Source organism: Ralstonia pickettii, from assembly GCF_030582395.1.
Classification (GTDB): Bacteria; Pseudomonadota; Gammaproteobacteria; order Burkholderiales; family Burkholderiaceae; genus Ralstonia; species Ralstonia pickettii_D.
Genome location: NZ_CP104383.1, coordinates 249,299 through 275,306 on the forward strand (window position 1 = coordinate 249,299; position 26,008 = coordinate 275,306).

At 62.7% G+C, this 26,008-nt stretch carries 19 protein-coding genes and 1 pseudogene; 11 read left to right on the plus strand and 9 right to left on the minus strand.

Annotation, left to right across the window (positions count from 1 at the left end):
- Nucleotides 1-180: 180 nt before the first annotated feature.
- The 7 genes from N5B55_RS24850 to N5B55_RS24880 all read left to right on the plus strand — a co-directional run bounded on the left by N5B55_RS24850 (nt 181) and on the right by N5B55_RS24880 (nt 8,480).
- On the plus strand, nt 181-681 hold the full coding sequence (locus N5B55_RS24850) for a hypothetical protein (protein ID WP_004635214.1): 501 nt from the start codon (nt 181-183) through the stop codon (nt 679-681).
- Between the two features lie 606 nt (nt 682-1,287).
- Nucleotides 1,288-1,488: a hypothetical protein gene (locus N5B55_RS24855; protein ID WP_004635218.1), complete on the plus strand. Its 201-nt coding sequence runs from the start codon at nt 1,288-1,290 to the stop codon at nt 1,486-1,488.
- Between the two features lie 150 nt (nt 1,489-1,638).
- On the plus strand, nt 1,639-2,058 hold the full coding sequence (locus N5B55_RS24860; RefSeq protein WP_009277756.1) for a hypothetical protein: 420 nt from the start codon (nt 1,639-1,641) through the stop codon (nt 2,056-2,058).
- 71 nt (nt 2,059-2,129) lie between these two features.
- Nucleotides 2,130-3,434 (plus strand): TolC family protein, encoded by a 1,305-nt coding sequence (locus N5B55_RS24865; RefSeq protein ID WP_004635223.1) that lies wholly within the window; start codon nt 2,130-2,132, stop codon nt 3,432-3,434.
- The gene (locus tag N5B55_RS24870; protein ID WP_004635224.1) at nt 3,431-4,981 is read left to right on the plus strand and encodes an efflux RND transporter periplasmic adaptor subunit; all 1,551 of its coding nucleotides are present in this window, start codon (nt 3,431-3,433) and stop codon (nt 4,979-4,981) included. Before N5B55_RS24865 ends, N5B55_RS24870 begins: the two co-directional genes overlap by 4 nt.
- A complete protein-coding gene (locus N5B55_RS24875) occupies nt 4,978-8,145 on the plus strand; it encodes an efflux RND transporter permease subunit (RefSeq protein WP_004635226.1) in 3,168 nt (1,055 codons plus the stop codon). Before N5B55_RS24870 ends, N5B55_RS24875 begins: the two co-directional genes overlap by 4 nt.
- The gene (locus N5B55_RS24880) at nt 8,142-8,480 is read left to right on the plus strand and encodes a copper-binding protein (RefSeq protein WP_004635229.1); all 339 of its coding nucleotides are present in this window, start codon (nt 8,142-8,144) and stop codon (nt 8,478-8,480) included. The genes N5B55_RS24875 and N5B55_RS24880 overlap by 4 nt, the downstream gene beginning before the upstream one ends.
- 105 nt (nt 8,481-8,585) lie before the next feature.
- Here N5B55_RS24880 and N5B55_RS24885 read toward each other — a convergent pair.
- Both N5B55_RS24885 and N5B55_RS24890 read right to left on the minus strand, forming a co-directional pair.
- A pseudogene (locus tag N5B55_RS24885) lies at nt 8,586-9,137 on the minus strand (phosphatase PAP2 family protein); the annotation flags it as partial.
- On the minus strand, nt 9,134-11,536 hold the full coding sequence (locus N5B55_RS24890; RefSeq protein WP_012435722.1) for a heavy metal translocating P-type ATPase: 2,403 nt from the start codon (nt 11,534-11,536) through the stop codon (nt 9,134-9,136). The gene N5B55_RS24890 and the pseudogene N5B55_RS24885, both read right to left, overlap by 4 nt.
- An 87-nt stretch (nt 11,537-11,623) precedes the next feature.
- On the opposite strand from N5B55_RS24890, the gene cadR reads away from it, so the two are divergent.
- The 3 genes from cadR (at nt 11,624) to N5B55_RS24905 (ending at nt 15,115) form a co-directional block, all read left to right on the plus strand.
- A complete protein-coding gene (gene cadR / locus N5B55_RS24895; protein ID WP_009277754.1) occupies nt 11,624-12,055 on the plus strand; it encodes a Cd(II)/Pb(II)-responsive transcriptional regulator in 432 nt (143 codons plus the stop codon).
- Between the two features lie 144 nt (nt 12,056-12,199).
- Entirely contained in the window at nt 12,200-14,128 is a 1,929-nt protein-coding gene (locus tag N5B55_RS24900) for an FTR1 family protein (protein ID WP_012435721.1), read from the plus strand.
- Between the two features lie 24 nt (nt 14,129-14,152).
- Entirely contained in the window at nt 14,153-15,115 is a 963-nt protein-coding gene (locus tag N5B55_RS24905; RefSeq protein WP_012435720.1) for a site-specific integrase, read from the plus strand.
- A 99-nt stretch (nt 15,116-15,214) separates the two neighbouring features.
- Here N5B55_RS24905 and N5B55_RS24910 read toward each other — a convergent pair whose 3' ends face one another.
- The 7 genes from N5B55_RS24910 to N5B55_RS24940 form a co-directional block, all read right to left on the minus strand.
- A complete protein-coding gene (locus tag N5B55_RS24910) occupies nt 15,215-18,148 on the minus strand; it encodes a Tn3 family transposase (protein ID WP_012435719.1) in 2,934 nt (977 codons plus the stop codon).
- Between the two features lie 157 nt (nt 18,149-18,305).
- Nucleotides 18,306-18,518, minus strand: coding sequence for a hypothetical protein (locus N5B55_RS24915; protein WP_068768265.1), 213 nt, complete (start codon nt 18,516-18,518; stop codon nt 18,306-18,308).
- 125 nt (nt 18,519-18,643) lie between these two features.
- Complete coding sequence (locus N5B55_RS24920; RefSeq protein WP_012755750.1) at nt 18,644-20,968, minus strand: AAA family ATPase; 2,325 nt, start codon at nt 20,966-20,968, stop codon at nt 18,644-18,646.
- Nucleotides 20,950-21,462, minus strand: coding sequence for a hypothetical protein (locus N5B55_RS24925; protein WP_012435716.1), 513 nt, complete (start codon nt 21,460-21,462; stop codon nt 20,950-20,952). The genes N5B55_RS24920 and N5B55_RS24925 overlap by 19 nt, the downstream gene beginning before the upstream one ends.
- Nucleotides 21,463-21,606: 144 nt before the next feature.
- Nucleotides 21,607-23,019 (minus strand): metallophosphoesterase family protein, encoded by a 1,413-nt coding sequence (locus tag N5B55_RS24930; protein WP_012435715.1) that lies wholly within the window; start codon nt 23,017-23,019, stop codon nt 21,607-21,609.
- 121 nt (nt 23,020-23,140) lie between these two features.
- A complete protein-coding gene (locus N5B55_RS24935) occupies nt 23,141-24,418 on the minus strand; it encodes a recombination directionality factor (protein WP_012435714.1) in 1,278 nt (425 codons plus the stop codon).
- Entirely contained in the window at nt 24,370-24,687 is a 318-nt protein-coding gene (locus tag N5B55_RS24940; protein ID WP_012435713.1) for a DUF7696 family protein, read from the minus strand. The genes N5B55_RS24935 and N5B55_RS24940 overlap by 49 nt, the downstream gene beginning before the upstream one ends.
- A 640-nt stretch (nt 24,688-25,327) precedes the next feature.
- Between N5B55_RS24940 and N5B55_RS24945 the strand changes: the two genes are divergently transcribed.
- Nucleotides 25,328-25,915: a hypothetical protein gene (locus N5B55_RS24945; protein WP_012435712.1), complete on the plus strand. Its 588-nt coding sequence runs from the start codon at nt 25,328-25,330 to the stop codon at nt 25,913-25,915.
- Nucleotides 25,916-26,008: the final 93 nt, after the last annotated feature.

Below are 26,008 nucleotides of genomic sequence, written 5' to 3' on the forward strand. Positions count from 1 at the left end.
CCTCGGATGTGCTGATTGTTTAACTTGATTAGGTCTGGGCACAACTACGATTGCAGTGTGTTCCACGCCCGGAACGGGAGGTTGATACGGGTCAAGCGAGAGCAATTCGTTGTGATACGTCAACTGGCGACCACCGATCGCATATCAAAATGAAATCCCATCATTTCAGGAGGCAGCACCATGACGAACAACAAGCATGTTGGCTTTCTTGTAGCAGGCGCGCTGCTGATCGCCAGTGCATCGGTCTGGGCCGTTGACGAGCACCACCCCGCCGCAGCGAGCCAGCCTAGTGCGGCAACCCCAGCGAAGACTGCCCCTGCCACGGCAAACTCTGCGGATACGGAAAAGCGCTTCGAGCAAGCCCGTCAGCAGATGAAGAAGATGCAGGCCCAGATGGACAAGATCCATCAGACCAAGGACCCGAAGGAACGGCAACGTCTGATGGCCGAGCACATGCAGGCCATGCAGGACACGATGCAGACAATGCACGGTATGGGCGGCCCGATGATGATGGACATGATGGGCGGTCAAGGGATGGGGGCCGGCGGTGCGGCGCCGATGATGGGCGGCTCGGGCATGCCCATGGAGCAGCGCATGAACATGATGGAAAACCGCATGGACATGATGCAGATGATGATGGACCAGATGCTCAAACAGCAGGAACCATCAAAGAAACCTTGACGTTGCCATTGTGGGAAGGTGAATACTGCCCAGAATTGGTCAACAGGCGTGCGTGACGCATACCTGCTGACCGTTAGCTTGAACCTACGCAACATCTGACAAAAATCCGCGCGCGATGAATCCCCTTTGGCGCATGCTGATGATCGTGCTGCTTGCCGTGGCGTTGCCTGCGCGCGGGCTCCCCATGGCATCAATGCAGATGCACGGCGCTGTGGGTCTGCCAGGGCTGTCGACAGCGCATGATGTCGTACAAGCCGAGAAAGGACACCCCTGCCATATCACCGGTGACGGCCATGCCCAGAGTGGTTCCGACTGCACGGACACCGCTCCTTGCGTGTCTTTCTGCGCTGTGATCGGGGCGCTTTCCAGCCCAGCGATGCCGCTCGGCGCCAAGGGGATGCACATCCTGGTTCCCGCCCAGGAGCCTGTCTATATTTCCGCAGTTCCTGTGCCGCTCGAACGGCCACCCCGAGCCCGCTCCATTTAGCTTTACGGATCGCGCCTTTTTGCAGTGCGGCATCCGTATAGCGGCGTAAGCGAATACGCCACGCAAATTGCTAAGCCGGCATTCATGCCGGCCCCGCGTGAAATCACTGGAGCATCACCATGAAGAAGGTCATTCTTTCCGCTGTCGGCTTGGCGGCTGTTTTGACATCGTTGACGGCCATTGCCGGGCCAGACTGGCAGGTCATCGAGAAAGCTCGCAACGCGAAACTTGCGCAGATCCGCGCAGCGCAAGCGCAGAAAAGCGCTGGCATGCCTGCGATGCCGCAGCCCTGCCAAGACATGATTCAAGCGCCGAAATAACACGGTGGGGCGTTCTGCATTATCGGCAGGACGCCCATCGCGCGATGGCACGTTTGCGGCAGATCAACCCGTTCGATCATAAGCCGCGTCCGCGTGCACATCGCGCGTAGCCGCTGTTACCATTCGATCCAATCACATCATCTGCAGAACGTGCGCGCATCGCTTCGCCGGCCGTGGTTCGCCGGATTCCTAGTCATCGCTTTCCTGACAGTTCAACTGGCAGCGGCAGCATACGCCTGTGCGGCAAGCCGCGGCTCAGCGGAGGTCATGCCCACCATGGCCGATGCGACCGACGCCGGTGCCATGGTGCAGTCGTGCCCCGAGATGGCCATGCAGGCGCAGCAGGATGTGCACCAGCATGACGGCCTCTGTCTTGAGCACTGCCAGAGCGGCACCAAGTCGGCCAATCACGTATCGCCGCAGATTCCCATCTTCCTGCCCGTCCTGATCCGGATGATCACGGCCGAGCCAGTCATCATGGCGGACGGCCAATCGGTCTTGCTCGCCGATGTGGCGCCCCGTGCACCACCACCCCCGATTCCCATCCTGAACTGCTGTTTCCGCACGTAGCCTCCGAAGCGACGTATCTCTCACGCCTTGCCGCCTAACCGGCAAGGTGGTCGTTGCTTTCCGGAGGCTTTATGCTTTTGCGTTTTCCCCCACGCGGTGGGCGCTTGCTCGCGCTCGCCGTCCTGCTGCTTTTAAGCAGTCATCTGGCGTATAGCCAGACCGATGCGCTCTCCTTGCAGGAAGCGATCGGCTTGGCATCGTCCCGCTCCGCCGACGCGGAAACCTCCCGCGCCGGTGTACAGTCGGCGCTCGACATGGCCGTGGCGGCAGCCCAACTGCCCGACCCTGTCCTCAAATTCGGCGTGAACAATGTTCCCGCCGATGGCAGCGACCGGTTCTCCATCGGCACCGATTTCATGACCATGCGCTCGGTCAGCGTGATGCAAGAGCTCACGCGGACCGAGAAGCGCCGTGCCCGTGCGGAACGTTTCAACGCCGAGGCCTCCGCGGCCGAAACACAGCGTGTCGCCGCGCTGGCAGCCGTCCAGCGCAGCACAGCGCAAGCCTGGCTTGACCGCTGGTATGCCGCACGTACCGTTCAACTGCTGGCGGAACAAACAGCCTCTGTCGCCTTGCAGGTCGAGGCAGCCGAGGCGGCCTATCGCGGCAATCGCGGCTCACGCGCCGACATCGTAGCTGCACGCCTTGAACGGCAGCAGTTGCAAGACCGGACCGACGAGGCCCGGGCGACGGAAGCGTCTGCCAAGGCCATGCTGCGGCGCTGGGTAGGCGACGCATCCAGCCGCCCGCCCGCCGCGCCCCCCAGGTTCGACGTCCCGCAGTGGCTCGACGCGCTGGACGACGCGGCCATCGATACCCTGCCCGATGTGGCCGCTGCCAGCGCGCAAGCCGCCATGGCGGACGCTGAAGGACGTGTCTCTCGTGCGGCCAAGACACCCGACGTGACGGTGGAGCTGATGTATAGCCAGCGCGGACCGGCTTACGCCAACATGGTGTCGTTGAACGTCTCCCTGCCGATTCCCTGGGATCAGAAGAACCGCCAGGACCGCGAGGTCTCGGCCAAGCTGGCGCAAGCCAATGCCGCGCGCGCTCAAGCAGAAGTCTTGCGGCGCAACATGGTGGGCCAGATTCTGGGCAAGCGCGAGACGTTGCGACTGAACCAACGCCGCCTGGATCGCTATCAAACCACGACCGTCCCGCTAGCGCGCGCGCAAACCGAGGCAGCGCTAACGTCCTACCGGACTGGAAGCGGTTCGCTCGCCGCGGTCGCCGAGGCAAGCCGCAAGGCACTCGACCTTGCGCTGGAACGTCTCAAGCTCGAAGCGTCGACGGCCCAACTCTGGGCCGAGCTCGCCTTCCTCAAACCGCTCCCCACGGCAAACCAGCCGACCTCCAACGTTGGAGTTCAACCATGAACCGAACCATCTTTGCGCGCATTGCAGCCAGTCTGGTGTTGGCGAGCCTTGGCATGGGCGCCACCTACTACCTTGGCGTGAGGCAGGGACAGCGGAGCGCGCCCACGCAGGCGGCAGCATCTGCCCAAGCCGCCGATGCCCCGCTCAAAGCGGGCGACATCGATCCCAAGACGGGCAAGCGGATTCTCTATTGGCAAGACCCCATGGCACCTGGCCAGCGTTTCGACAAACCAGGCAAATCACCTTTCATGGACATGCCGCTTGCCCCCGTCTACGAGAATGGCGCCGGCGGGAGCGCCGCCGTCACGGTTGATGGCCGTGTGGCACAGAATCTTGCTGTGCGCACGGCTGAGGTCAAGACCGGCCGGCTGGACGCCATGCTGGAAGTGCCCGGCAATATCGCCATCAACGAGCGCGGCATCGAGATCATTCAAGCGCGCGCCGCCGGCTTTGTCGAACGGGCGTACGCGAAAACCACGTTAGACCCGGTCAAGCGCGGGCAACCGCTGATCGTCGTCTACGCGCCGGAATGGGTCGCCGCACAAGAGGAGTACCTGGCCGTTTCGCGTACGGCCAACGCCCTGCAGGGGGACCTGCGCAGCGCAGCGTTGCTGCGCATGCGCCAGGCCGGCATGACGGAGGCGCAGATCCGGCTGGTCGAATCCACCGGCAAGCCACAGCCACGGCTGGCGATTTCCAGCGACATCGATGGCGTCATCACCGAGGTCGGGGTCCGGGACGGCATGGCTGTCGCACCCGGCATGACGCTCTTCAAGATTGCCGACTTGTCCACCGTGTGGGTCTTGGCGGAGATTCCCGAGAGCCAAGCATCGGCCATCCGCCCGGGCCAGGCGGTGACGGCCACGGCGACGGCAATCGCTGGACACGCGCTGACCGGCAAGGTGGATGCCATCCTGCCCGACGTCAATGCCAATACGCGAACCGTCAAGGTGCGCGTCGAACTCCAGAACCGGGACCGCCGCCTCTTGCCCGGCATGTTCGCCAACGTGCGGTTTGGCGCGCAAGCCGGCCCGGACAAGCTGCTGGTCCCCACGGAGGCGTTGATTCGCACCGGTACGCGCACGATCGTCATGGTGGACGCCGGCAATGGCGGCTTCAACCCCATCGAAGTCAAGACCGGAGCCGAAGCCAATGGGCAGACCGAAGTGACCGACGGTTTGAGCGCGGGACAGAAGGTGGTGGTTTCCGGGCAGTTCCTGATTGATTCGGAAGCTAGCCTGCGCGGCACCGCCCAACGCATGGCATCGCCACCTGCGGCCTCCGCGCCCGCAGCGGCCGCCATCGAGCATGAAGGCGTCGGCCGCATTGAGGCTGTCACCAGCGAAGGCCTGACGATCTCACATGGCGCGATTCCGTCCGCGCACTGGAGCGCGATGACAATGGATTTTGCCGCACCGCCCTCCGGCCTGCCAAAGCGCTTCAAGCCTGGGGACCGTGTGCGCTTCCGGTTCCAACTGCATGACGATGGCATGGCAGTCCTGTCCTCGGTCGAGCCGGCCGGCGCGGATCAGGGGGGCAAGCCATGATCGCACGGCTGATTCTCGCGTCCATCCGCAACCGCTTCCTGGTGCTGCTAGCGACCGTCATGCTGACGGCCTGGGGTCTGTGGGCCGCGCGCAGCACGCCGCTCGATGCGCTGCCCGACCTGTCGGACGTACAGGTCATCATCCGCACGCCGTTCCCTGGCCAAGCGCCGCAGATCGTGGAAAACCAGGTCACGTATCCGCTGACCACCACCATGCTGTCGGTGCCGGGCGCCAAGACGGTGCGCGGCTACTCGTTCTTCGGCGATTCGTTCGTCTATGTGCTGTTCGAGGACGGGACTGACCTGTATTGGGCACGCTCGCGCGTGCTGGAGTACTTGAACCAGGTGCAGTCCCGCCTGCCTGCGGCGGCCAAACCGGCGCTGGGCCCGGATGCCACCGGCGTGGGCTGGATCTACGAATACGCGCTGGTCGATAAGACCGGCCGGCACGACTTGGCCCAACTGCGGGCGTTGCAGGACTGGTTCCTGCGCTTCGAGTTGAAGGCCCTGCCGAACGTCGCGGAGGTCGCTTCCGTCGGCGGCATGGTCAAGCAGTTCCAGGTGGTGTTGCAGCCGGACCGGCTGCGTGCGTTCAACCTGACACAGGCCAAGGTGCTGGCAGCGCTCAAGGGTGCCAACCAGGAGACCGGTGGCTCCGTGCTGGAACTGGGCGAAGCCGAGTACATGGTCCGCGCCAGCGGCTACCTGAAGACGCTCGACGACTTCCGGCAGATTCCCCTGATGACGAACGATGCGGGCATCGCCGTGCATTTGGGCGATGTCGCCACCGTCCAACTCGGGCCCGAGATGCGCCGTGGCATCGCGGAACTGAACGGTCAGGGCGAGGTGGCAGGTGGCGTCGTCATCCTGCGTTCAGGCAAGAATGCCCTGGAGACGATCGAAGCCGTCAAGGCCAAGCTCGCCACGCTGCGCACCAGTCTGCCCGAAGGCGTGGAGATCGTTCCTGTCTACGACCGGTCCGGTTTGATCAAGCGCGCGGTGGACAACCTGACGCACAAGCTGATCGAGGAATTCATCGTCGTCGCTGTCGTGTGCCTGGTGTTCCTGTTCCATCTGCGCTCGGCACTGGTGGCAATCGTCTCGCTGCCGCTGGGCGTCCTGGCGGCCTTCCTGGTGATGCGATACCAGGGCGTCAACGCCAACATCATGTCGCTGGGTGGCATCGCCATCGCCGTCGGCGCCATGGTCGACGCGGCCGTGGTGATGATCGAGAACGCGCACAAACATCTGGAGCATTGGCTCGAGGACAACCCCGGCCGCGAACTCACAGGCCACGAGCGCTGGAACGTGATCGGGGAATCGGCGGCAGAAGTGGGGCCGGCGCTGTTCTTCTCGCTGCTGATCATCACGCTGTCGTTCATCCCCGTGTTCACGCTGGAGGCGCAGGAGGGCCGCCTGTTCTCGCCGCTGGCGTTCACCAAGACGTATTCGATGGCGGCAGCGGCTGGGTTGTCGGTCACGCTGGTGCCTGTGCTGATGGGCTACCTGATCCGCGGGCGTATCCCGAGCGAGCAATCGAACCCGCTCAGCCGCTGGCTGATCCGCCTCTACCAGCCAATGCTGTCCAAGGTGCTGGCGTATCCCAAGGCGACGGTCGCTATCGCCATTGTGCTGCTGGGGGCAACGGCCTGGCCGATCCTGCGCACAGGCGGCGAATTCATGCCGCCGCTGGATGAGGGCGATCTGCTGTATATGCCGTCAGCATTGCCTGGGTTGTCGGCCGGCAAGGCGGCTCAGCTCCTGCAGCAGACCGACCGCCTCATCAAGACGGTTCCCGAAGTGGCCAGCGTGTACGGCAAGGCTGGGCGCGCGGACAGCGCAACGGACCCGGCGCCGATCGAGATGTTCGAGACCACCATCCAGTTCAAGCCGCACGACCAGTGGCGCCCCGGTATGACGACCGACAAACTGGTGGAAGAACTCGACCGCGTGGTCAAGGTGCCGGGGCTGTCCAACATCTGGGTGCCACCGATCCGCAACCGCATCGACATGCTCGCCACCGGCATCAAGAGCCCGGTCGGCATCAAGGTGGCGGGCACGGACTTGAAGGAGATCGATCGACTGACCACTCGGATCGAGGAGACCGTCAAAACCGTGCCGGGTGTCACCTCTGCGCTAGCGGAGCGGTTGTCCGGCGGACGATACATCGACGTGGACATCAACCGACAGGCCGCCGGCCGATACGGCCTGAACATCGACGACGTGCAAAGCATCGTGTCATCCGCCATCGGTGGCGATAATGTCGGTGAGGTGGTTGACGGCCTGGCCCGCTTCCCGATCAACCTCCGCTATCCGCGCGATTATCGGGATTCCGTGGAGCAGTTGCGGCGTTTGCCGATTGTCACTGACCGGGGCCAGCAGATTGTGTTGTCCGACGTCGCGGACATCCGCGTCGTGCAGGGCCCGCCGATGCTGCGCAGCGAGAATGCCCGGCTCTCGGGTTGGATCTATGTCGATATCCGGGGGCGCGACCTGCGCTCGGCGGTGAAGGACATGCAGGCAGCAGTGACCAAGGCGGTGCCGATGCCGGCGGGCTACGCGCTGAGCTGGTCAGGGCAGTTCGAGTACCTGGAGCGTGCGAGTGCCAAGCTGCAGGTGGTCGTACCATTCACCTTGCTGATCATCTTCGTGCTGCTGTACCTCGTGTTCGGCCGTATCGACGAGGCGCTGCTCATCATGGGCACGCTGCCGCTCGCACTGATCGGCGGGTTCTGGCTGCTGTATCTGCTCGGCTATAACCTGTCGGTGGCCGGAGTCGTCGGCTTCATTGCGCTCGCCGGGGTGGCGGCCGAATTCGGCGTGATCATGCTGCTCTATCTCAAACACGCTTGGACCGAGCGGCAGGAAAACGGTCAAACTTCTACCCAAGCGCTACTGGAAGCGATTCAGGAAGGCGCCGTGCTGCGTGTACGCCCCAAGGCCATGACGGTGGCCGTCATCCTGGCTGGCCTGCTCCCGATCATGTGGTCGGACGGCACAGGCTCCGAAGTCATGCAGCGCATTGCCGCGCCGATGGTCGGCGGCATGATCACCGCGCCGTTGCTGTCCCTGTTTGTCGTTCCTGCTGTCTACCTGCTGCTGCGCAGGCGTGGCAGCGGGCAATCCATTCCCCAACCACCCTCTCATGACAAGGTCTCACGATGAACTACGTTTCCGCTGTTGTATTCGCCCTGACGCTGGCGTCGACTCCAGCCGCCTTTGCGGCCACGCCGATGGAAGGTATGGACATGAAGCCTGCTGGTCAAACCAAGCAGGCGCCCAAGCCCGTGGCAGCAGAGGTCCGCAAGATCTACCTCGACACCGGCAAGGTCACGCTTAAGCACGGCGCCATCGACAATCTCGGCATGGGCGCCATGACGATGACGTTTGCCGTCAAGGACAAGGCATCACTGCAGCACTTCAAGGAGGGCCAAGCGGTGTGGGCCGTCTTTGATATGGTCGACGGTCAGCCGACCGTCGTCGATTTGCGGAGCAAGTAAACCCTCGGCGGCGCACGGCCCATCGGTCGTGCGCCGCTGCATGCTGCGGAATCAGCCAGAAAGTCCCTTCACGAGGGCGCCTTGTCGTGACATCAATGCTGAGCGCAACAACCCTGCTATAGCGACGCTGCTAGCCCCGAGCATCCAGCCGGCGACCACATCCGCCGGGAAATGCATCCCGGCGGCAACACGCGACCACCCGACCAACGCGGCGTAGAACACCAACGCGAGACGCCCCCGAAAACCCACCAAGGGCCAGAGTGCCCCGACCACAAGCGCTGCGAACGTCGAGTGCCCGCTCGGCAGGCTGTAGTGCAGTTCCGGCTCACCAATGACGTGCACGAGGTGGCCGAGTACCGCCGGTGGCCGTGGGAAATCCAGCCACCACTTCAAGGCGGAAGCGGCCAGCAGGGCAAGCGCGAAGGCCAACCCAAACGTGACGAGGCGTTGCCTGACAGCGCACGCGCGCGCTGGATTCGACGCTGATATCGACCACCGCCAGAGCCCCAGCAGCAAGAGCGGCGCAGTCCAGTAGTTGCCAATCAGGCTAAAGCACCACGCCACCGGGTCCAGGGCGCTTGGCATCCCCGAGTTGATGGCGTGGAATAGCGCGACGTTCCAGCCGCCCCAGTCGTACACGAGGAACTTCCAATTCATTTGCGCAGCAACCTCAGCCCGTTGCCGACCACCAGCAGGCTGGCGCCCATGTCGGCAAACACCGCCATCCACATGGTGGCCTGGCCTGTAAAGGTCAGTGCCAGGAACACGACCTTGATGCCGAGCGCCAGCGCAATGTTCTGCTTCAGCACCCCGGCCGTGGACCGGGATAGTCGTACAAACGCCGGGAGCTTGCGCAGATCGTCGTCCATCAGCGCAACGTCGGCCGTTTCGATCGCCGTGTCCGTCCCGGCCGCGCCCATTGCGAATCCAATATCGGCCCGTGCCAGCGCCGGCGCATCGTTGATGCCATCGCCGACCATGCCGATGGTTCCTTGTGCGGATCGGCGCTCGATTTCGCGCTGCTTGTCTTCCGGCAGCAGATTACCGCGAGCCTCGTCGATACCGACCTGCTGCGCAATCGCCTCTGCGGTGTGCGGATTGTCGCCGCTCAGCATCAAAGTCTTGATGCCCAGTGCGTGCAATTCCTTGATCGCTTGGCGACTGCTGTCCTTGATGGTGTCCGCCACACCGAACAACGCGCGTACGCCGTCCTGGCCGATCAGCATCACGACCGTTTTGCCCTGGGTTTCCAGCACGGCAAGCTGTGCTTCCAATGCCGGCGAACACACGCCCAGTTCCTCGACCAGACGATGATTGCCCAGGTGATAGAGCGCACCGTTGACATGGCCCCGGACGCCGCGTCCGGGCAAGGCCGCAAAATCGGTGACGTCGCGCAGGGCTAGGCCTTGGTCCTGCGCCGCGCGGGCCACGGCCAGGGAGACGGGATGGTCGGAGCGGGCAGCCAGGCTAGCTGCCAGGATCTGGGCGGCGGACGCGTCCGCACCGTTCCAGGCCACGACGTCCGTCTGCGCTGGCTTGCCGTGCGTGATCGTGCCGGTCTTGTCGAGCGCCAACCATTTCAGCTTGCGTCCCTCTTCCAGATAGACGCCGCCCTTGATGAGGATGCCGCGCTTCGCGGCGGCCGCCAGGCCGCTCACAATGCTCACCGGCGTCGAGATCACGAGCGCGCAGGGGCAAGCAATCACGAGAAGAACTAGGGCCTTGTAGATCCAGTCCAGCCAAGTCGCACCGAAGACCAGCGGAGGGACGATGGCCACCGCAAGCGCAACCGCGAACACAATGGGCGTGTACAGCCGGGCGAACTGGTCAACGAAGCGCTGCGTGGGCGCTCGACTGCCTTGCGCGGCCTCGACGGCGTGAATGATCCGTGCCAGTGTGGAGTCGCTTGCCGCTGCGGTGACGCGATATTCGAACGACCCGGATTCGTTGATGGTGCCGGCGAACACGGAGTCGCCCGCTGCCTTCTCGACCGGCAGGCTCTCGCCCGTGATCGGCGCCTGATTGACGGATGACCGCCCCTGCAGAATCGTGCCATCGAGCGCGATGCGCTCGCCCGGCTTGACCCGCACACGGCTGCCAACGGCCACGGTCTTGGCATCGACGTCGGACCAACTGCCGTCGCTGCGCTGTACCGTGGCTGTCTCCGGGGCGAGATCCATCAGCCCCCGGATCGCATCTCGGGCGCGGTCCAGCGAACGGGCTTCGATGACCTCCGCCAAGGCGAAGAGGACCATCACCATCGCCGCTTCCGGCCAATGGCCGATCACCATCGCCCCAGTGACTGCGATCGACATGAGGGCGTTCATGTTCAGGTTGCGGTTCTTGAGCGCGATCCAGCCTTTCTTGTAGGTGGACAGCCCGCCGGTCAGGATCGCGGCCAGCGCCAGGATCACCACCACCCAATGGTTGCCACCGTTGAGCCAATACACCACTTCCGCCAGGACGGCGTTCGCGCCGGCAATGGCAAGCGGCCACCATTTGGTGGGCGCGGCATCTTGTTCGGGAAGCGGTGCTGCGGCAGAGCGGTCGCGCACCTCGGCATCGAAGCCAAGCGACTGAATGGCAGCCAGCACTTGCGGTAGCGCATCGGCAGCGTGTTGAACGGCGAGTGTGCGTTGGACGAGATTGAACTGCATGTCTGACACGCCCGCCATGCCCGCCAGCTTGCCGCGAATCAGCGTTTCTTCGGTCGGGCAGTCCATCTGACGAATGGTCAGGACTGTGCTCTGCCCGGCGGGGCTTTCATCGGCGCGAACCGCTCGCATGCCAACGGCTGCCAAGGCTTGCTCGATCGGCGCCGGGGATGGCAGCCGGTGCTGGACGGCCAGCGAACGCTGCATCAGGTTGAACTCAAGGTTGACCACGCCGGGCAGCGCCGCCAGCTTATTGCGAATGAGCGTTTCTTCCGTCGGGCAGTCCATGTTGTCGATCCGGTAGCGGGATCGTTTCAGGTCAACAGCCGCCGCATCGCCGTCCGCCGGCGTCACCACGTTGGTGGCAGCACAACCGCACCCCTTGGAGCCGCAATCACTCACAGCACCTCCCTTTGTCGCTTGAAATGGATTGGACTCAAGTACACACTCTATAGCTACTATAGAGTCAAGGGACTTCGGCCCGACATCATGAACATTCAGATCGGTGAATTCGCCAAGCGCACGGCCTGCCCGATTCAAACCATCCGGTACTACGAGCGCGAAGGCCTGTTGCCGCCGCCGGACCGCAGCTCGGGCAACTTCCGGCTGTACAGCGAGCGGCACATTGAGCGGCTGCAGTTCATCCTCCACTGCCGGTCATTGGACATGCCGCTGAACGACGTGCGGACACTCCTGCGCTACCGCGAGCGACCGGACGAGGATTGCGGCGCGGTGAACACCCTCCTGGACAAGCACATCGAGGAAGTCGAGCGGCGTATCGAGGCACTGGGGGTGTTAAAGCACCATTTGTGCGCGCTGCGCGAGACCTGTTCCGACGGGCGAGCTGCAGAAGCTTGCGGAATCCTGCAGGGGTTGTCCGAAGGTAGCGGCACGTGCACTGGAGACGGCACGCACCGCTGACACGAAGGGGAATGGCCGAACGGGTTCGCTATGTGACCCCTTCGGCCGCATGTTTTTTGACCAGCGCGACATCTGCGTCACGAAACATGAATTACAATCATTCTCATTTAAAGCCATTTCTCCCGCTTCGCCGGTAGGCTCTTCATGCAACTGCAGCGCGTCGTCACCCTCATCCTGTTCTACCTGCTGACATCGGTTTCAAGCGCGTACGCCGACACGCTGTCCACTCAAGACAAGACCAAGCAGGTCTGGCAATTACTCGACTATCTGGCGGTCGATTACGGTCGCTCCGTCAAGGACGGCCAGGTGGCCAATGCCGATGAGTACGCCGAAATGCAGGAGTTTGCGCATGCGGCGCAGCGCCAGATTGCCGAGTTGCCGGCGGGGCCACAGACGCAAGCCTTGCTCAAGGATGCTGGCGCGTTGCGCACGCTCATCGCCGACAAGGCCGCACCCACCGTCGTCGGTGAACAGGCGCATAAGCTCGCGGACAGCTTGCTGGCCGCCTACCCGGTGCCGATGGCGCCCAGCAAGGTGCCCGACCTGAAGCATGGAGCTACGCTGTATCAAAGCCAGTGCGCGTCCTGCCATGGCAACACCGGACACGCCGATGGTCCGCTGGCCGCCAAGCTGAGCCCGCCCCCCATAGCCCTGGCCGATCATCAGCGCGCCCAGGAGCGCAGCGTCTTCGCCCTCCAGCAGATCATCACGCGCGGTGTCGAGGGCACCTCGATGCCGAGCTTCGCGCAGCTCACTGACGATGATCGCTGGGCACTGGCCTATTTTGCGTCGACCTTGTCCTATTCCGATGCGGACCGGCAAGCCGGCGCCAAATTGTGGGCATCCCGCCCGGAGCTGCATAGCGCGGTGCCGACGCTCGCCAAGCTCAGCCAGACGCCAGAAGCGTTGCTGGCCAAGACGATCAGCCCGGATGCCGCGCGGCAATTGACCGCCTATTTGAGAAGCGCGCCGGATGTGCTGAACGCCTCCAACGCAGACAGTCTCGCAATCGCCAAGGACAAGCTCAAAGAGAGCGTAGCCGCCTTCGACCAGGGCGACAAAGCGACTGCCTCGCGCCTGGCGCTCTCCGCCTACCTCGACGGCTTCGAGCCGGTCGAACCGGCCCTGGCCGCCAAGAACCAGTCGCTGTTCCAGGACATCGAAAAAATGATGGGCCTGTATCGCAACGCGATCACTACCGGTCAGGCCGAGCAGGTACGGGACATCGCGCAGCATCTGCAGACGATGCTGACTGAAGCCCAGGATGCACTGGGTGGCACCAACGACCCGCTGTCGACGTTCCTGGGCGCCTTGACGATCCTGCTGCGCGAGGGCCTGGAGGCACTGCTTGTCGTGGTCGCCATGATGGCCTTCCTGAAGAAGGCCGAACGCACCGACGTGCTGCCATACGTCCATGCCGGCTGGATTGTTGCGCTGGCCGCCGGTGGACTGACGTGGGCCGTCGCTACCTACCTGGTGGATTTGAGCGGTGCCAGCCGCGAGATGACCGAAGGCTTCTCGGCAATCTTTGCGGCCGTGGTCCTGCTCGGCGTGGGCATGTGGATGCACCAGAAGAGCCTGGCCGGTCGCTGGCAGGCCTATGTGAAGCAGAAGCTGTCCTCCGCGCTGAACAAGCGCTCGGCGATCATGCTGTTCGTGCTGTCATTCGTGACGGTGTACCGCGAGGTGTTCGAGACCGTGCTGTTCTACGCCGCGCTGTGGAGCGAAGGGAACGGCATCTACCTGCTGGCCGGCTTGGGCTCCGGGATTGCGATCCTGGCGATCATCGCCGTCGTGCTGCTGCGCTCCTCGGCGCGCCTGCCGATCCGCCAGTTCTTTGCCTTCAGCTCGGCTCTGGTCGCGGTCCTGGCAGTGGTGCTGATCGGCAAGGGCGTTGCGGCGTTGCAGAAGGTTGGTTTTCTGCACATCACGCCGATTTCGATGCCGCGTATTGACGTGCTGGGGATTTACCCGTCCATGCAGACGGTGATCGCACAGGTGGCGATCTTGCTGATCATTGTGCTCAGCTTCGCGTATAACCTCCGATCGCAGAAGGCATCGAGCAAAGCGTAGTCGCTACCTTGATTTGAGAGTTCAATGGCGGATATCGACAGGTATCTGCAGGCAGCGACCCGCGATCACACACGGCGCAGCTATCAGTCCGCCATCCGTCATTTCGAGCAAGAGTGGGGTGGCTTCCTGCCGGCCAGCGCCGACAGCGTTGCACGCTATCTGGCTGAGCACGCACAGACGCTTTCCATCAACACGCTGCGCCAACGGTTGGCTGCGATCGCGCAGTGGCACGTTTCGCAGGGCTTTCCCGACCCCACGCGAGCACCGCACGTCCGCAAGGTGCTCAAGGGCATCCAGGCACTGCACCCCGCGCAGGAGCGGCGCGCCAAGCCATTGCAGCTCGCCCAGTTGGAGCAACTGGTTGCCTCGCTGGATGCGCAGATCGCGACCGCCTCGTCTGAGGGCAACGCCCATCAACTCCAGGTGCATACCCGCAACAAGGCGCTGGTGCTGATCGGCTTCTGGCGGGGCTTCCGGTCGGACGAACTGAGTCGGCTGCAGATCGAGCACATCACGGTGGAGCCCGGCCGGGGCATGACGATTTTCCTGCCGCGCACCAAGACGGACCGCAACCATGTCGGTACGACCCACAAGGCGCCCGCGTTGTCGCGCTTGTGCCCAGTCGCCGCCTACGAGGCCTGGTTGGCGGCGTCCGGCCTGACCGAGGGCCCCGCGTTCCGCAGGATTGACCGCTGGAGCCGAATCGCAGCCGATGGACTGCAGGCCAGCAGCATCGTGCCTTTGTTGCGCGCGCTGCTCCATCGCGCAGGACTGCCGCAATCGGACCGCTACAGCAGCCACTCACTACGACGGGGCTTTGCAACCTGGGCGAACTCGAACCAGTGGGATCTCAAGATGCTGATGGAATACGTCGGCTGGAAGGACGTACGCTCGGCCATGCGCTATATCGACGCGGCCGACCCATTTGCCCAGCATCGGATCGAAACAGCGCTGTCGGTCGCACCCCGGCCGGGCATTGCAGTCTGACAGGTCCGGTCTGGCGGACCTCTGCCATTGCTTTGACGCAGTAACCTTGCATGAACCTCTAATAAACGCGATTGCGGCCGACCCGTGCCAAGCAGGACTTCATGCTTGGCTCGCACGCCGGCGAGGTGCCGCCTCCAACAGGGCATCCTGAAATTGGTGGATCTTGAAGCTCAAAACGCCCCGGAAATTCACATGGGCGAAGTGTGCCGGCCCCATGCGGCGCAGCCAGTCATCGTCGATCCGTTGCCCCTTGCGCTGCCACGTATCCACCGTCGTTTGCATCCGCTCGGTATTCCAGGCAATCACCAGATTGGTCAGCAGCGAGAGCGCCCCGGAAATCGCGATCATCTCGTCCTGGCGGCGACCGCGCTCGTGTTGGACCTTACTCATATAAATCGCCCGCTGGAGATGGTGCACGGATTCACCCCGATTGAGGAGCGTGCGCAACTCGCGACGAAACTCGATGTTGCTGAAAAAGTCGCATAGGAACAGCGTGCGCAGCAGCTTGCCCAGGTGATCCGCTGCCCGGTGGATCGGGTCACCCTGGGCAGCACTGCCGAAGCGTTGCAGCGCAACGATCGCGCTCACGCGCCCCGCGTGAATGGACGCCACCAGGCGTAGCAAGCCATCCCAGCCGTCGCGGATCGCCTTGAGGGAGACCTCGTGCGACACGGCAGCCGACAATCCCTCCGTCACCGACAGGGCACGCGGCAGGTACAGCTTGCGCTCCGACAGGTTGCGCAGCCAGGGACAGAGGTCAAAGCCAAGTAGCTTGGCCACCGCCATCCCCACGTTCGTGTAGCCATGGGTGTCGACGGCGAGCCGCAGCAGCCCACCGTCAGCGCGGGTTTCGTTGTGACGCATGACGCCTTCGATCGCCGCGCCAGTTTGGCGCTCGTTGAGCACCATCGGCTGGTTGTAGACGATCCCATGCTGATCCAGCACGTGCGTATAGACGCCAGCGGCGTGCGTGCGTCGGCGGGGATCAGCGCGCGCGTAGAACAGATGTGGGGACGTGTCCAGGCTCATGGAGTCGCTGGAGGCGAGTTGGCCGGTGCCCCATAGATCGGTGATCGGGTGCGTGCGCTGGAACTCCACCACACGTTCGTTGGCGCGGCGCAGCCGGCCGGGCATTTCCAGGGAGCGCATCGCGGTGGAGACGTGCGCGAGGTCCAACTGCGGGATCATCGCCGCGACGCCCTTGGCATCCAGTTCGGTGCCGTGCGCGATCAGGGCTGCATAAAGGGAGACGAGTTCGTGGGCATCCCGCGCCTTGCGCGCCAACAGCACTTCACTGAAATTGGTGCGCGCATCCATCTCCAGAATCATGTCGGCAAACTGTGCGCTGCCGATGTCCTTGAACAGCAGATCTCGGGTGCGTTGAGGCGTGGTATCCGTGGTCTGCGCTTCCAATGGCGACAAATGCAGGATGCCGTCCGCGTCGATCGTAAAGTGGCCAGCCTCACGGGCCTCGTCCAGCGCAGCGAGACCCGCCTTCAAATGCTCGGTCAGGCGATCAAGATAGAGCCTCGCTTGGCTTGGCAGGCCGAGCGAAGACAGATGCCGGTCGCGGTCGACCTCCCACTGTGCCGGCGGAATCAGCAACTGGTCTCGTTCTCGAAACGACAGGCTATGGTTGATCCACACCGTGCCGCGGCGCAGCCCCTTGCGCAAACTCATTACAGCAGAGGCCTCCAAGGCACGCAGCGCGCGCTGGCGGTCCTCACCGTCGACCAGGTCGCGCCAACTGGCGCTCACTGGCACATTGCAGTCTGGCGGCAACTCCGTCATGCCCCGATCGTGCAAACCGCCAACGAGATCGAGTTGGCGCATGGCAGGATCGTTACCGTGACTGGCGAATTCCAACGCCCGCAAGGGTGTCAGGAGGTTGCGGAGTCGGTGGTGGTCTTCGGTAAGGGTTTCGCGCACGCTTGCGGCGTGACTTGCCGGCGGCCGACTGGACAGACCCTTAAGCAGCTTGCCGATGTCGGCCAGTCGGTCCTCGGCCGAGCGGCGGGTATCGTCCACCAGGGCCTTGATCTCCACCAGTTGCTGCCGGTATTCGATCGCCGAGCGGGCTTGCTTCGTCGTGGTCTTGTTGTACGCCTGCCGGACCAGGTCTGAGATACGGCGCCCGCTTTGGTACACCATGGCGTCAGTCAACTCCAGCAAGGTGACACGCAGGAAGAACACCAGTTCGAGCGTGCGCGTCGACGCTTTGAGTTCGCGGATTTTGGCGGGACGGCGGGCCTGGATACGTTGGCCGTAGGCCCGCTGTTTCTCGATGGGGACCGCGTCAAATGTCCAGGTATGCGCGCCGAGGTCCTTCAAGAAGCTGATCTTGGCCAGCATCTCGGTCATCGTTGACGGGCTGTGGCGCGCGGGTGGGGTCTTGAGCCATTCCAGCACCGTCGTGCCCGATGTGGCGTGCTGGGCAAACACCGCAGCCTCGGCCCGCAGGATCTGCTCGCGCGAGACCACCACGTCGATCATGGCCAGCAGATCCCGCTCGATGCCCGCCCAGATGGAGCGGGCCAGATCCTGCAGCGCACGCGTCGACGGGATCAGAATGCGCCGTTCGTACAACCAGTAGTGCGCGTGCTGAAGCAGTTCCTCAACGGTCAGCGATTCGGCGGCGTCCTGACGCATCCAGGCTTCGAGTCCGGCCCATTGCTCGTCATCGAGGCGTGTCAGGCCCAGATATTGGAGGGCCCAGACCTGATGCTCATACAGCGTCGGGTATCGCTGGTAAATGGTGCGCAGCGAGGCGATCGTTGGTGTCTCGACGGCGAGTTTTTCGCCGATATAGCGCAGCAACTGACGGGGGAGTGTGTTGAGTTGGTCCAGCGTACGGCCGCTGGCGCGCAGAAAGACCAACTGAATGGCGACTCCAGGGCGGCTGGCGCGTCGGAACTTCTGGTTGATCGCGGCGACATCGCTAGCGGTCAACGCGAAGTAATGCTCGACGTCGAACTCCGGCAGACGCGTGGGTAGGGAGTCTCTTCCCACATAGCGAAATTCCAAGCCCGGCATCTTGTGCCCCCGTCAAGGTGGCGCGATCCGAAATCGCGGGCGAATATCGTACTCCCGAAGTCACTGGAGGGCAGCAGACAATTGTCGGCAGAGACCTGGGGCCCTTATGAATAAAGGCTCTGCGGGGAAACCGTAAGAAAATGCACGAAAAGGACAATTACCCCGCAAACTGCGGAAACAACGTGGCCAGCGCCTGCTGATCGGTTTCGACGAACGTGCGCAGGCCATCCATCGCGACGACCAGTTGGTGATCAAACATGTCCGCTTCATCCGACAGATCAACGCGGACCGAGGCCTTGAAGGCTGCGAGCGCCTTCTCGCGCGTCACGTCTGCCCCCATCCAGCCCAGACTGCGAATGAACGTGTGCACTTCTTTTTTTCTGTGGGAGAAGCCGTTCAGCATCGACGGCTGAGATTTGAATCGTAGTCATTTCGATATCTCAAAAAAAAAATGGTCCGCCTCTGGTGAGAGCGGACCAATATGGTTGGTGGAACCTACTGAGTGGCCAGTGCGACCACATCGATGACAGCATCGGCCTCGTCGACCAGATCGGGTGTTTGCGAGATGAAGAACTCCCGCTCATACCCTCCCTGGCGCAACACCTCGCGCTTCATTTTCATGAACTCGCGCTTGCGCTCCGGATCAAGCGGGCCATCCGCCTCGTCCGTGAACAACGTCTGGAAGGCGGTGCCGGCGCCCTGCGCGCGATATAGCGCAATACCACGCGTCAGGCATTCGTTGATCCACACCTTCTGCCCGCCGGACATGACCGCGAACTCCTTCTCGCTGTCAGCCTGAGCGTCGTGGACACGAATCTCAAACCCCTCACGCTTATCGCCGTTGGCCAGCTCCGTTTGCGTGTGGATACCGATTGTGAATCGGGGTCCATAGCACGCCAGGAGCAGGTCGTTGACCTTCTTCGTGATTTCAGGGCCTGCATCGTCGATCGACAGCGCAATCACACCGTCATTGCCCAAGGCCTTGCCGAGCAGCTTCCACGACGAAATCTCGTCGGAGATCCGCTCTGCCTTACGCTGCACAACGGGTAGTGCCTCCAGATCAACCAGGAGGCCCTGCCGCTCGGTGCTGAGCGCAGTCTGAGTCCGGATCAGTGCTTCAATCCGGCCTTCGAACTGGGCAATGCGCTCGCGCGAGCTGGCAACCTGACGATCAAAGTCCGCGATCTTTCCGGTAACGTCGGCACTTTGCAGTGACGTAACCTCCCGGTTGATCGTGGCCAACTGATCGTCCGTCGCAACAACGTCGCGCTGGTATCGCTCCTTTCGGGCGGCAGCTTCGGCGTTCAGCTCGACCAGATCACGCTCGGCCTTCGCCAGCGTCTCTTGGGCGTCGTCAAGCAATGGCTTCTGCGCAGCAAGTTCGGTCAGCCGTTGCAACTCCCGTTGGTCGGCCGCCACCTGCCCCTGCAGTGCTCGAAGTGAAGCACGTTGGCCCGCCAACGGCGCGAGCTGCTCATCGAGCGCCGTCTTGAGCTTGAGCTTGTCCCGGTAGCCGGTTCGAAGCTCTGCCAACGAGATCCGCACTTCCGTGAGATCCGTGCTCGCCCTGCGCGCCTGAGCCAGCAATGGGCACGTCGAGTGCATCGGATTGTCCCGGCACGGAACAGACTCAATGACGTCGGCCTGGCCCTTCAGCGACTTTTCAAGGACAGCCTTCGATTCACCTTGACCGGCCATGTTTTGCAATTCGCCGATGATGCGCGATTGGTCAGGCACAACCTTTTCGAGCTGAGCAATCCCCTCTTGCAGCCGAATTGCCTCCGACTGTCGCTGCGTGACGGTCAATTGCAAAGCATCACGCGAGGTTGCGGCCGCCAGGATGGCGGTGCTGCTGGCCAGGATTGCGCGGCGGCTTGAAATGACGGCCCCCAGTTCCTTGGCTTGCGCCTCGGTACGTTGCACGGCAGCCCGTTCGTCGTTGTCAAGCGTTCGGCGCCTTGCTTCCTGGGCCACCTTCTGTTGGCCAAGCTCACGCATGCGCGCTTCTGCTACGGTGCTGCTCGCCTGCTTGGCTGCAAGCGTCGCACGCTCCTGAACCATCTGCGCATTGGCCTCCAGCTCACGATCACGCGCCTGGCGGGTCTCAACCAACGAGGCCTCCGCCTGCTCGATCTCCAAGGAGAGTCGTGCAACACGATCGCGCCGACCAACCAGGCTGGTGATGTTGTGCTGAACGACATCCAAAGCACGGCCGAGGCACTTCGCCACGTCCATAGCCTTGCCCGACAGCTCACGCATCCGCTCCAGACCAAGCAGCTCAGCAAGCAACTTCTTGATTTCAGAGGTCTGGTAGCCAGCAATCGGCCGTCGGTTCTGGGCAGAGAAGACACTGGTGAAGAACGCCTCCGATGATCCGAGGACCGATTCCACACAGCGGTTGTACGTCTCCGCCTTACCGTCAGACAGCGATCCGTCTGCCAGTTGAACCGGTTGCCATACGCCGTCCGAGCCAAGCACAAACAGGTAGTACTCGGCCTTGCGCGTCTTGCCAGAATTACGAAACGCGAACTGTGACCGGTATTGCTGGCCATCGTGCTCCCATTCCAAATCCTTTTCGGCCCGGGTACCCGTGAGGTGGTCCCAGTACGAAAACGCATCGGCCGACATCTTCGATGCATGGCTAGGCATCAGCGGATACGGATGCAGGTTGTCCATGATCGTCGTTTTGCCGGCACCGTTAGGGCCCATCACGGCGATCAGTCCGGTCGGCAGCTCGCGCAGGTCGACCGTCACACTGTCGCGGTGCATCCCATCCAGGATGCCGCGAAAGCCAGACAGGGTCAGTTTGAGAGGTCGCATGGTGCCCCCTCACCGCTGAAGCCAGTCATGTAGTAGTCGCCGGGGATCTCCAGCACCTCACGCGAGTCGTCATACGTGACGACGACGTCGACTTCCGGCTTGCCGGCTAGTGCGCGCTCGAACGAACGCACGGCCGCGAAAAATTGCGTCCGTGCCAGGTCAAGCACCTCCGGAAAGGTGGTGCATGCGGTCAAGGCCTTGAGTTCAGCCTCACTCCACTGGCTGGTGTAGCCGTTGGAGAGGGACCACAGAAGGTTCTGCACCTGGACCGTGGGCGCCACGGTAAAAACCGTGCGCTCACCGTCCGTTTCGACAGCCATGACGAGCATGTGGCCGCGCGTGGCGATCACCGCGCCACGACCATGACCGAACGGCTGGAACAGCATCGCACGAGTGAATTCGTGCTTGCCCACCAACCGCGCGGCCAACTCGGAGGCCGGCAGATCGGCTTCAAAGCAACGGGTCCACTGGGAACCTGCGGGATAGAGAATCATGATGCACTCCAAAAATTGGGCGAAGCGCATCCCCAACGGGTTGTGCGCCCGTCCGGGTTCAAAGGAATAGGTACTGCTGGTCGATGCGTCGTAGACGCGGGGAAAACCGAGTTTCGACAGCCCCGAAGGCTGTCGGAACGTGGCTCACACGTTCAAGGGTTGGGCGGCATCTGCCGCGAAAAGGTCATCGGTCAGCCAATCCAACGACGATTGGTTCTGAACTTGGTCAGCGTCCTGCCAGGCCGGCTGAACTGTCACCGGCTCAGCCGTGGCGGACGCCACCGTTTCACCGTTGTCGGCAGCAGACCCGCTCTCCAACGAGGCGACCACTCGATCCGCGATGTCTTGCGGCTCCAGTGCCTCCAGGATGGACAGGCGCTCCAGCAACGCGTCCGGCTTCACGTCGGTCAAACCGCACCAACGCTGAACCTTCTCACCGAGAGTCGCCGCGCGGCTGATGCCCTCCGCACGGCTTCTGACGGCAGGCAACACACGCGGATCCAGCTTCAGCTCCGCGGCGCCGGCGAACAGCGTGCGGATGGCCTCGCGGTCGACCAGCTGGCGATGCTCCTCGTCAATGGTCCAGCGAACGCGCACGAACTTGTCCTGCGTTTGCTCGGCGATGTTGGCCAGGCGCTCCATATCCGGCGGGCCGTCGAAATCGACACAGACCGTTTCGCGCGCCGGCGTTTCCACCTGCACCGCTTCGGCCCGGCCCGGCTTGATCTGCCAGCTCAGGTAGCCCTTCTTGCCCTTTTCGCCGTAGTGGAAGCACCCGATGGAACCGGCGTAACCGACCAGCCGGCCTTCGCGTTCCCACAACTGCATCGCATGGATATGTCCCAGCATGAAGGCATCGCACTCGGCTTCGAACAGCGCGCCGAGCGAGAACTCATGGTCGAACCCGGCCATCGGTACGCCGTGCTCGGTGTAGCAGCCATTGACCGTTCCATGCGACACACCGATGGTTCGGATGCCTTTGGACCGCAACAGCCGATTCACCTTGCCGGCGGCACCCAGGAATACCGTCAGATGCTCGCCCACCGCGGTTGCCGCATCCATGGCGCCCACGATGCCCGCCAGCACAGCCTTGTTGACGGTCGGAACGCAGGTGAACACAGCAGAGGGTGTGCCCTCCTGCAGCAGCGTTTCCAGCTCTTCGACGGTGAACAGCGGGCCGGCCGATGGCAGGAACGTCGATCCGACGAGCGCAACCTGGTGAATGCGATCGGCGACGTAGACGGGGTGGCGGCTACCGATCAGCCGGAACAGGTCCAGCGTGCCCGGCGGCTCATGCGAGAAGGTCCCCTGCAGCATGAGGACCGGCATGTGGCCCGACAGCGCATGAATGCGCTCGGCAAGCACCCGCAGTGCCGGCGTGTGCGCGTCGAGCCGATGATCGGTTGCGTCACCGGAAACGATACCCACATGGCAACCACGCGCGACCGCATCTTCCACGGCGAAACCGAAGCATCGGTCCGCTTCCACCAACCGCTCAGTCGAATAGTGCAGGTCGGAAAAATGACCCACGTGAAGGCTTTCGCCATCGTTGGGCATGCTCACCTCCTATGGAATAGCCGCAACCAGAACGGTCACAGCAACAGAAAAGAAAAACGGCGTCGGGGGAACTCTCGACGCCGCACGTTGATGCTACGACCAGGCGCCAAGCCGGCGCAGGTCAAGCTGAGAACAGACTGCCATCGAACTCCGCTTTCACCTTCTCGCGGAAGGCGGGAGGAGACACGAGAGCCACACCCATCTCATCGATCAGCGCTCGCATGTCCTGCTCGCGCTTGGTCCAGCCCTTGCCAAACTTGGAGTGTGCGTACACGCGCAAATGCTCGCGCGTTTCCTGCCCCTCCATGCCCAGCGCCACGATGAGACGTTCAAACTGCTCGGCGATAGAGCCGCCGACAGGCGGCTCGCTCTGCGCTCCTGGCTGACCACCCTCCTCGCCTGACGTTGGCGTGGCAGTGGCGGCCGGCTCGGTCGTGGGGTGCTCCAGCAGGGCAACCGTCTGCGTACCCACCTCGATCGCAGCACCAATATGGTCAGCGCCATCCAGCAGCGCGCCCAGGTCGATTTCGGCATCCAGCGTGGTGAGCCATTGTTTCTGGCGTACCGGCAAGCCGTTATCGTCGATGCGGGAAATCTCCACTTCCTGCTTGGAGAGCCAGAACCTGGTGCCGACCAGACGGCCGCCGCGCGCAATCGCCACAGTCTGCATGGCCGCATGGGCCTTCTGCAGGACGTAGATCGAATTGGTGGGCAACTCAATCAAGCCAAGGCCTCGAATGTCAAGGATCGCAAATAGGAAGCTGGCCGTGAGGTTGCAGTGTCGGTCCTGGTATTGCGGGCAGACCTGCGGGTCGCATACGCCATCGGGAATGGCGTCGTCCTGGCGCAGGATGATGGTGCGGCCGCCGAAGATGCGCTTTGCACGCCTGGCGCGGTCACTGCGCTCGACAGGTGCGTACGTCTTGCATTGACGAAGACCATCCGCCCCGTACTGCGACCAGAACACCTTTCCCGTGCCGTTGAATACCGCCAGCTCGTTGGGGATGTTGCGCAACCAGTCGTCGAACGCAAAGACGACCGGAAAGCGCCAGAGCTTGAGGCCGTCACCGCGATCCTCCCCGTATCGGGTCAGGATCTCTTCCGCGATGGCAGGATTCGTGAAATCACTGCCACGACACGTGAAGTACGGCGTATTGCGGGGGATGAGGGCGTAGCTCAGGCCGGTTTTTCGTTCGATCTCGGAACCGATGTCCTCGAACGAGAGCCCTTGGGCGAGAAGCGCGTCGTGAATCTGGACGGCTTGGGGATTCTCCCTGGCCTTCTTGGTGAGGACCTTGATGCCAGGGCGGATCTTTCCAATGACGGGCGGCCGCAGGGGCCGCTCCTCAATTATGCTGCGCGGGGTCGCGAAGCCTGGGTGGGTTGGGATTGCGTGCATGAAACGCTCCTGTTGTTCAGGTACTGAACGACTTTGGAACGAAGGGTCTCAGCACGGTCCCCAAGATGCAGGGCGGCGTCGGCCCCGCGTTGGGTCGTTACTTCGTTGAGATATGCCGCTCGCGCGGCGTCGGAAAGGCTGGCAACGTGCGCCGCCTCGCAAAAATTTTTCCAGCTGTACGGCTGGTCCTTGTACTTCGGTCGACGGGCGTGGATCAGTTCGGCGATCTGCGCCTTGATCTGGGATTGCAACGTCATTTCGAGTGCCATGGTCAGCTCCTCCGTGTGGGGTCTCTCACTTAAAAGCAAAAAAAGCCCGCTCCGGTAACCGGAAGCGGGCTTCTTGTGAGAAACCTGCTGCCACGCCCCTTTCGGGGGCGTGGCTCACAGGGAGCGTCGTGCCAATGCACTTCGCTCAGGGGGGAGAACGTAAAGTCGTTCTCGTGCAGCATGTTCACGCCGCACAACAACCCATTTAGGACTTTCGTCCACCGCAGGTTCACGGATCAGTCGACGACAACCGTCCTGCACCCGGAGGCGCTGGAGAGAGAGACCACACATTTCCGGGGCTCAGACGGTGTTCACAGGCATGACCTAGGGTCATACACACGGGAACGCGTATTACGGCTGATAGATGGGGAGTGTCTGGCTAAGCACTCATCACAAGGGGGGATTTCCACACCAGTTGCCAACTGGTCGGCGCATGCGCAAGGCACGACTTTTTTAAGGAGATGGACTCGCTAGGGAGTCAGTTCGATGCGTCGATGACGCGAGGAGTGATTGCAGTATGCACCAGACAATCCATTAGGAATCCCGGAAAGCTCGCCAAAATAGCGTGGCTTTTGTAAGCAGCCACCGTGTTCATGTGCCGGAAAATTTCGAGTGAGAGATGAGATACCACACATGAACCATGGTCGCTGCCCAACACCCCCAGGAACTTGAGGCGCCATTAGGCGCGCCACAGCCGAGTACATCCAACTCCGGACTCAAGCCGATCGCGCGGCTGGTCGGAGAAAACAGGATTAAGCGGATCGTCCCCGAGACGGCCGCCAGTGCTCAAGTCACCTATTCCTCTGTGTACGTTCGCGATTTCCTGCGCTCCGCGTACAACTTCTGCTCTTCCAAGTTCTCAGTCGCCAGGTCAGGCAAGACCCGAGCGCTCGACGAAAAATTCCGCGAAGCCGAGCTTTGGTTCGAAAAAGCCATCGCGTGGCACGCGAACAAAAGCCAAACCCCCATCCCCATCGAGACCGATACCGTTGAGGTCCAGGTCACACATCCGCTGTCTGGGCGCCTCATTCGCCTCCTGAACCAGCACGACAGGCTGTTCGCGCTCGCCATCTTCGCCCGCGTCGCCAACTCCATATCGGCGCTCGAATTCGAGGGCACGATGAAAGTGGCCGGCAGCAAGATCGCTTCAATCCACCAGAGCTGCATCCCCGACAACGACCGTTTCGCTGCTGACGGCGCACAAGACGGCGACACCCCTGCGGGATAGCCAACCACACCACCCAACGCACCCATCGGGATGGCAGCCGGCATGGCGCCATATCCGACCTAGCAGCCAACACGGCGCCCGAAACAGTGGCCG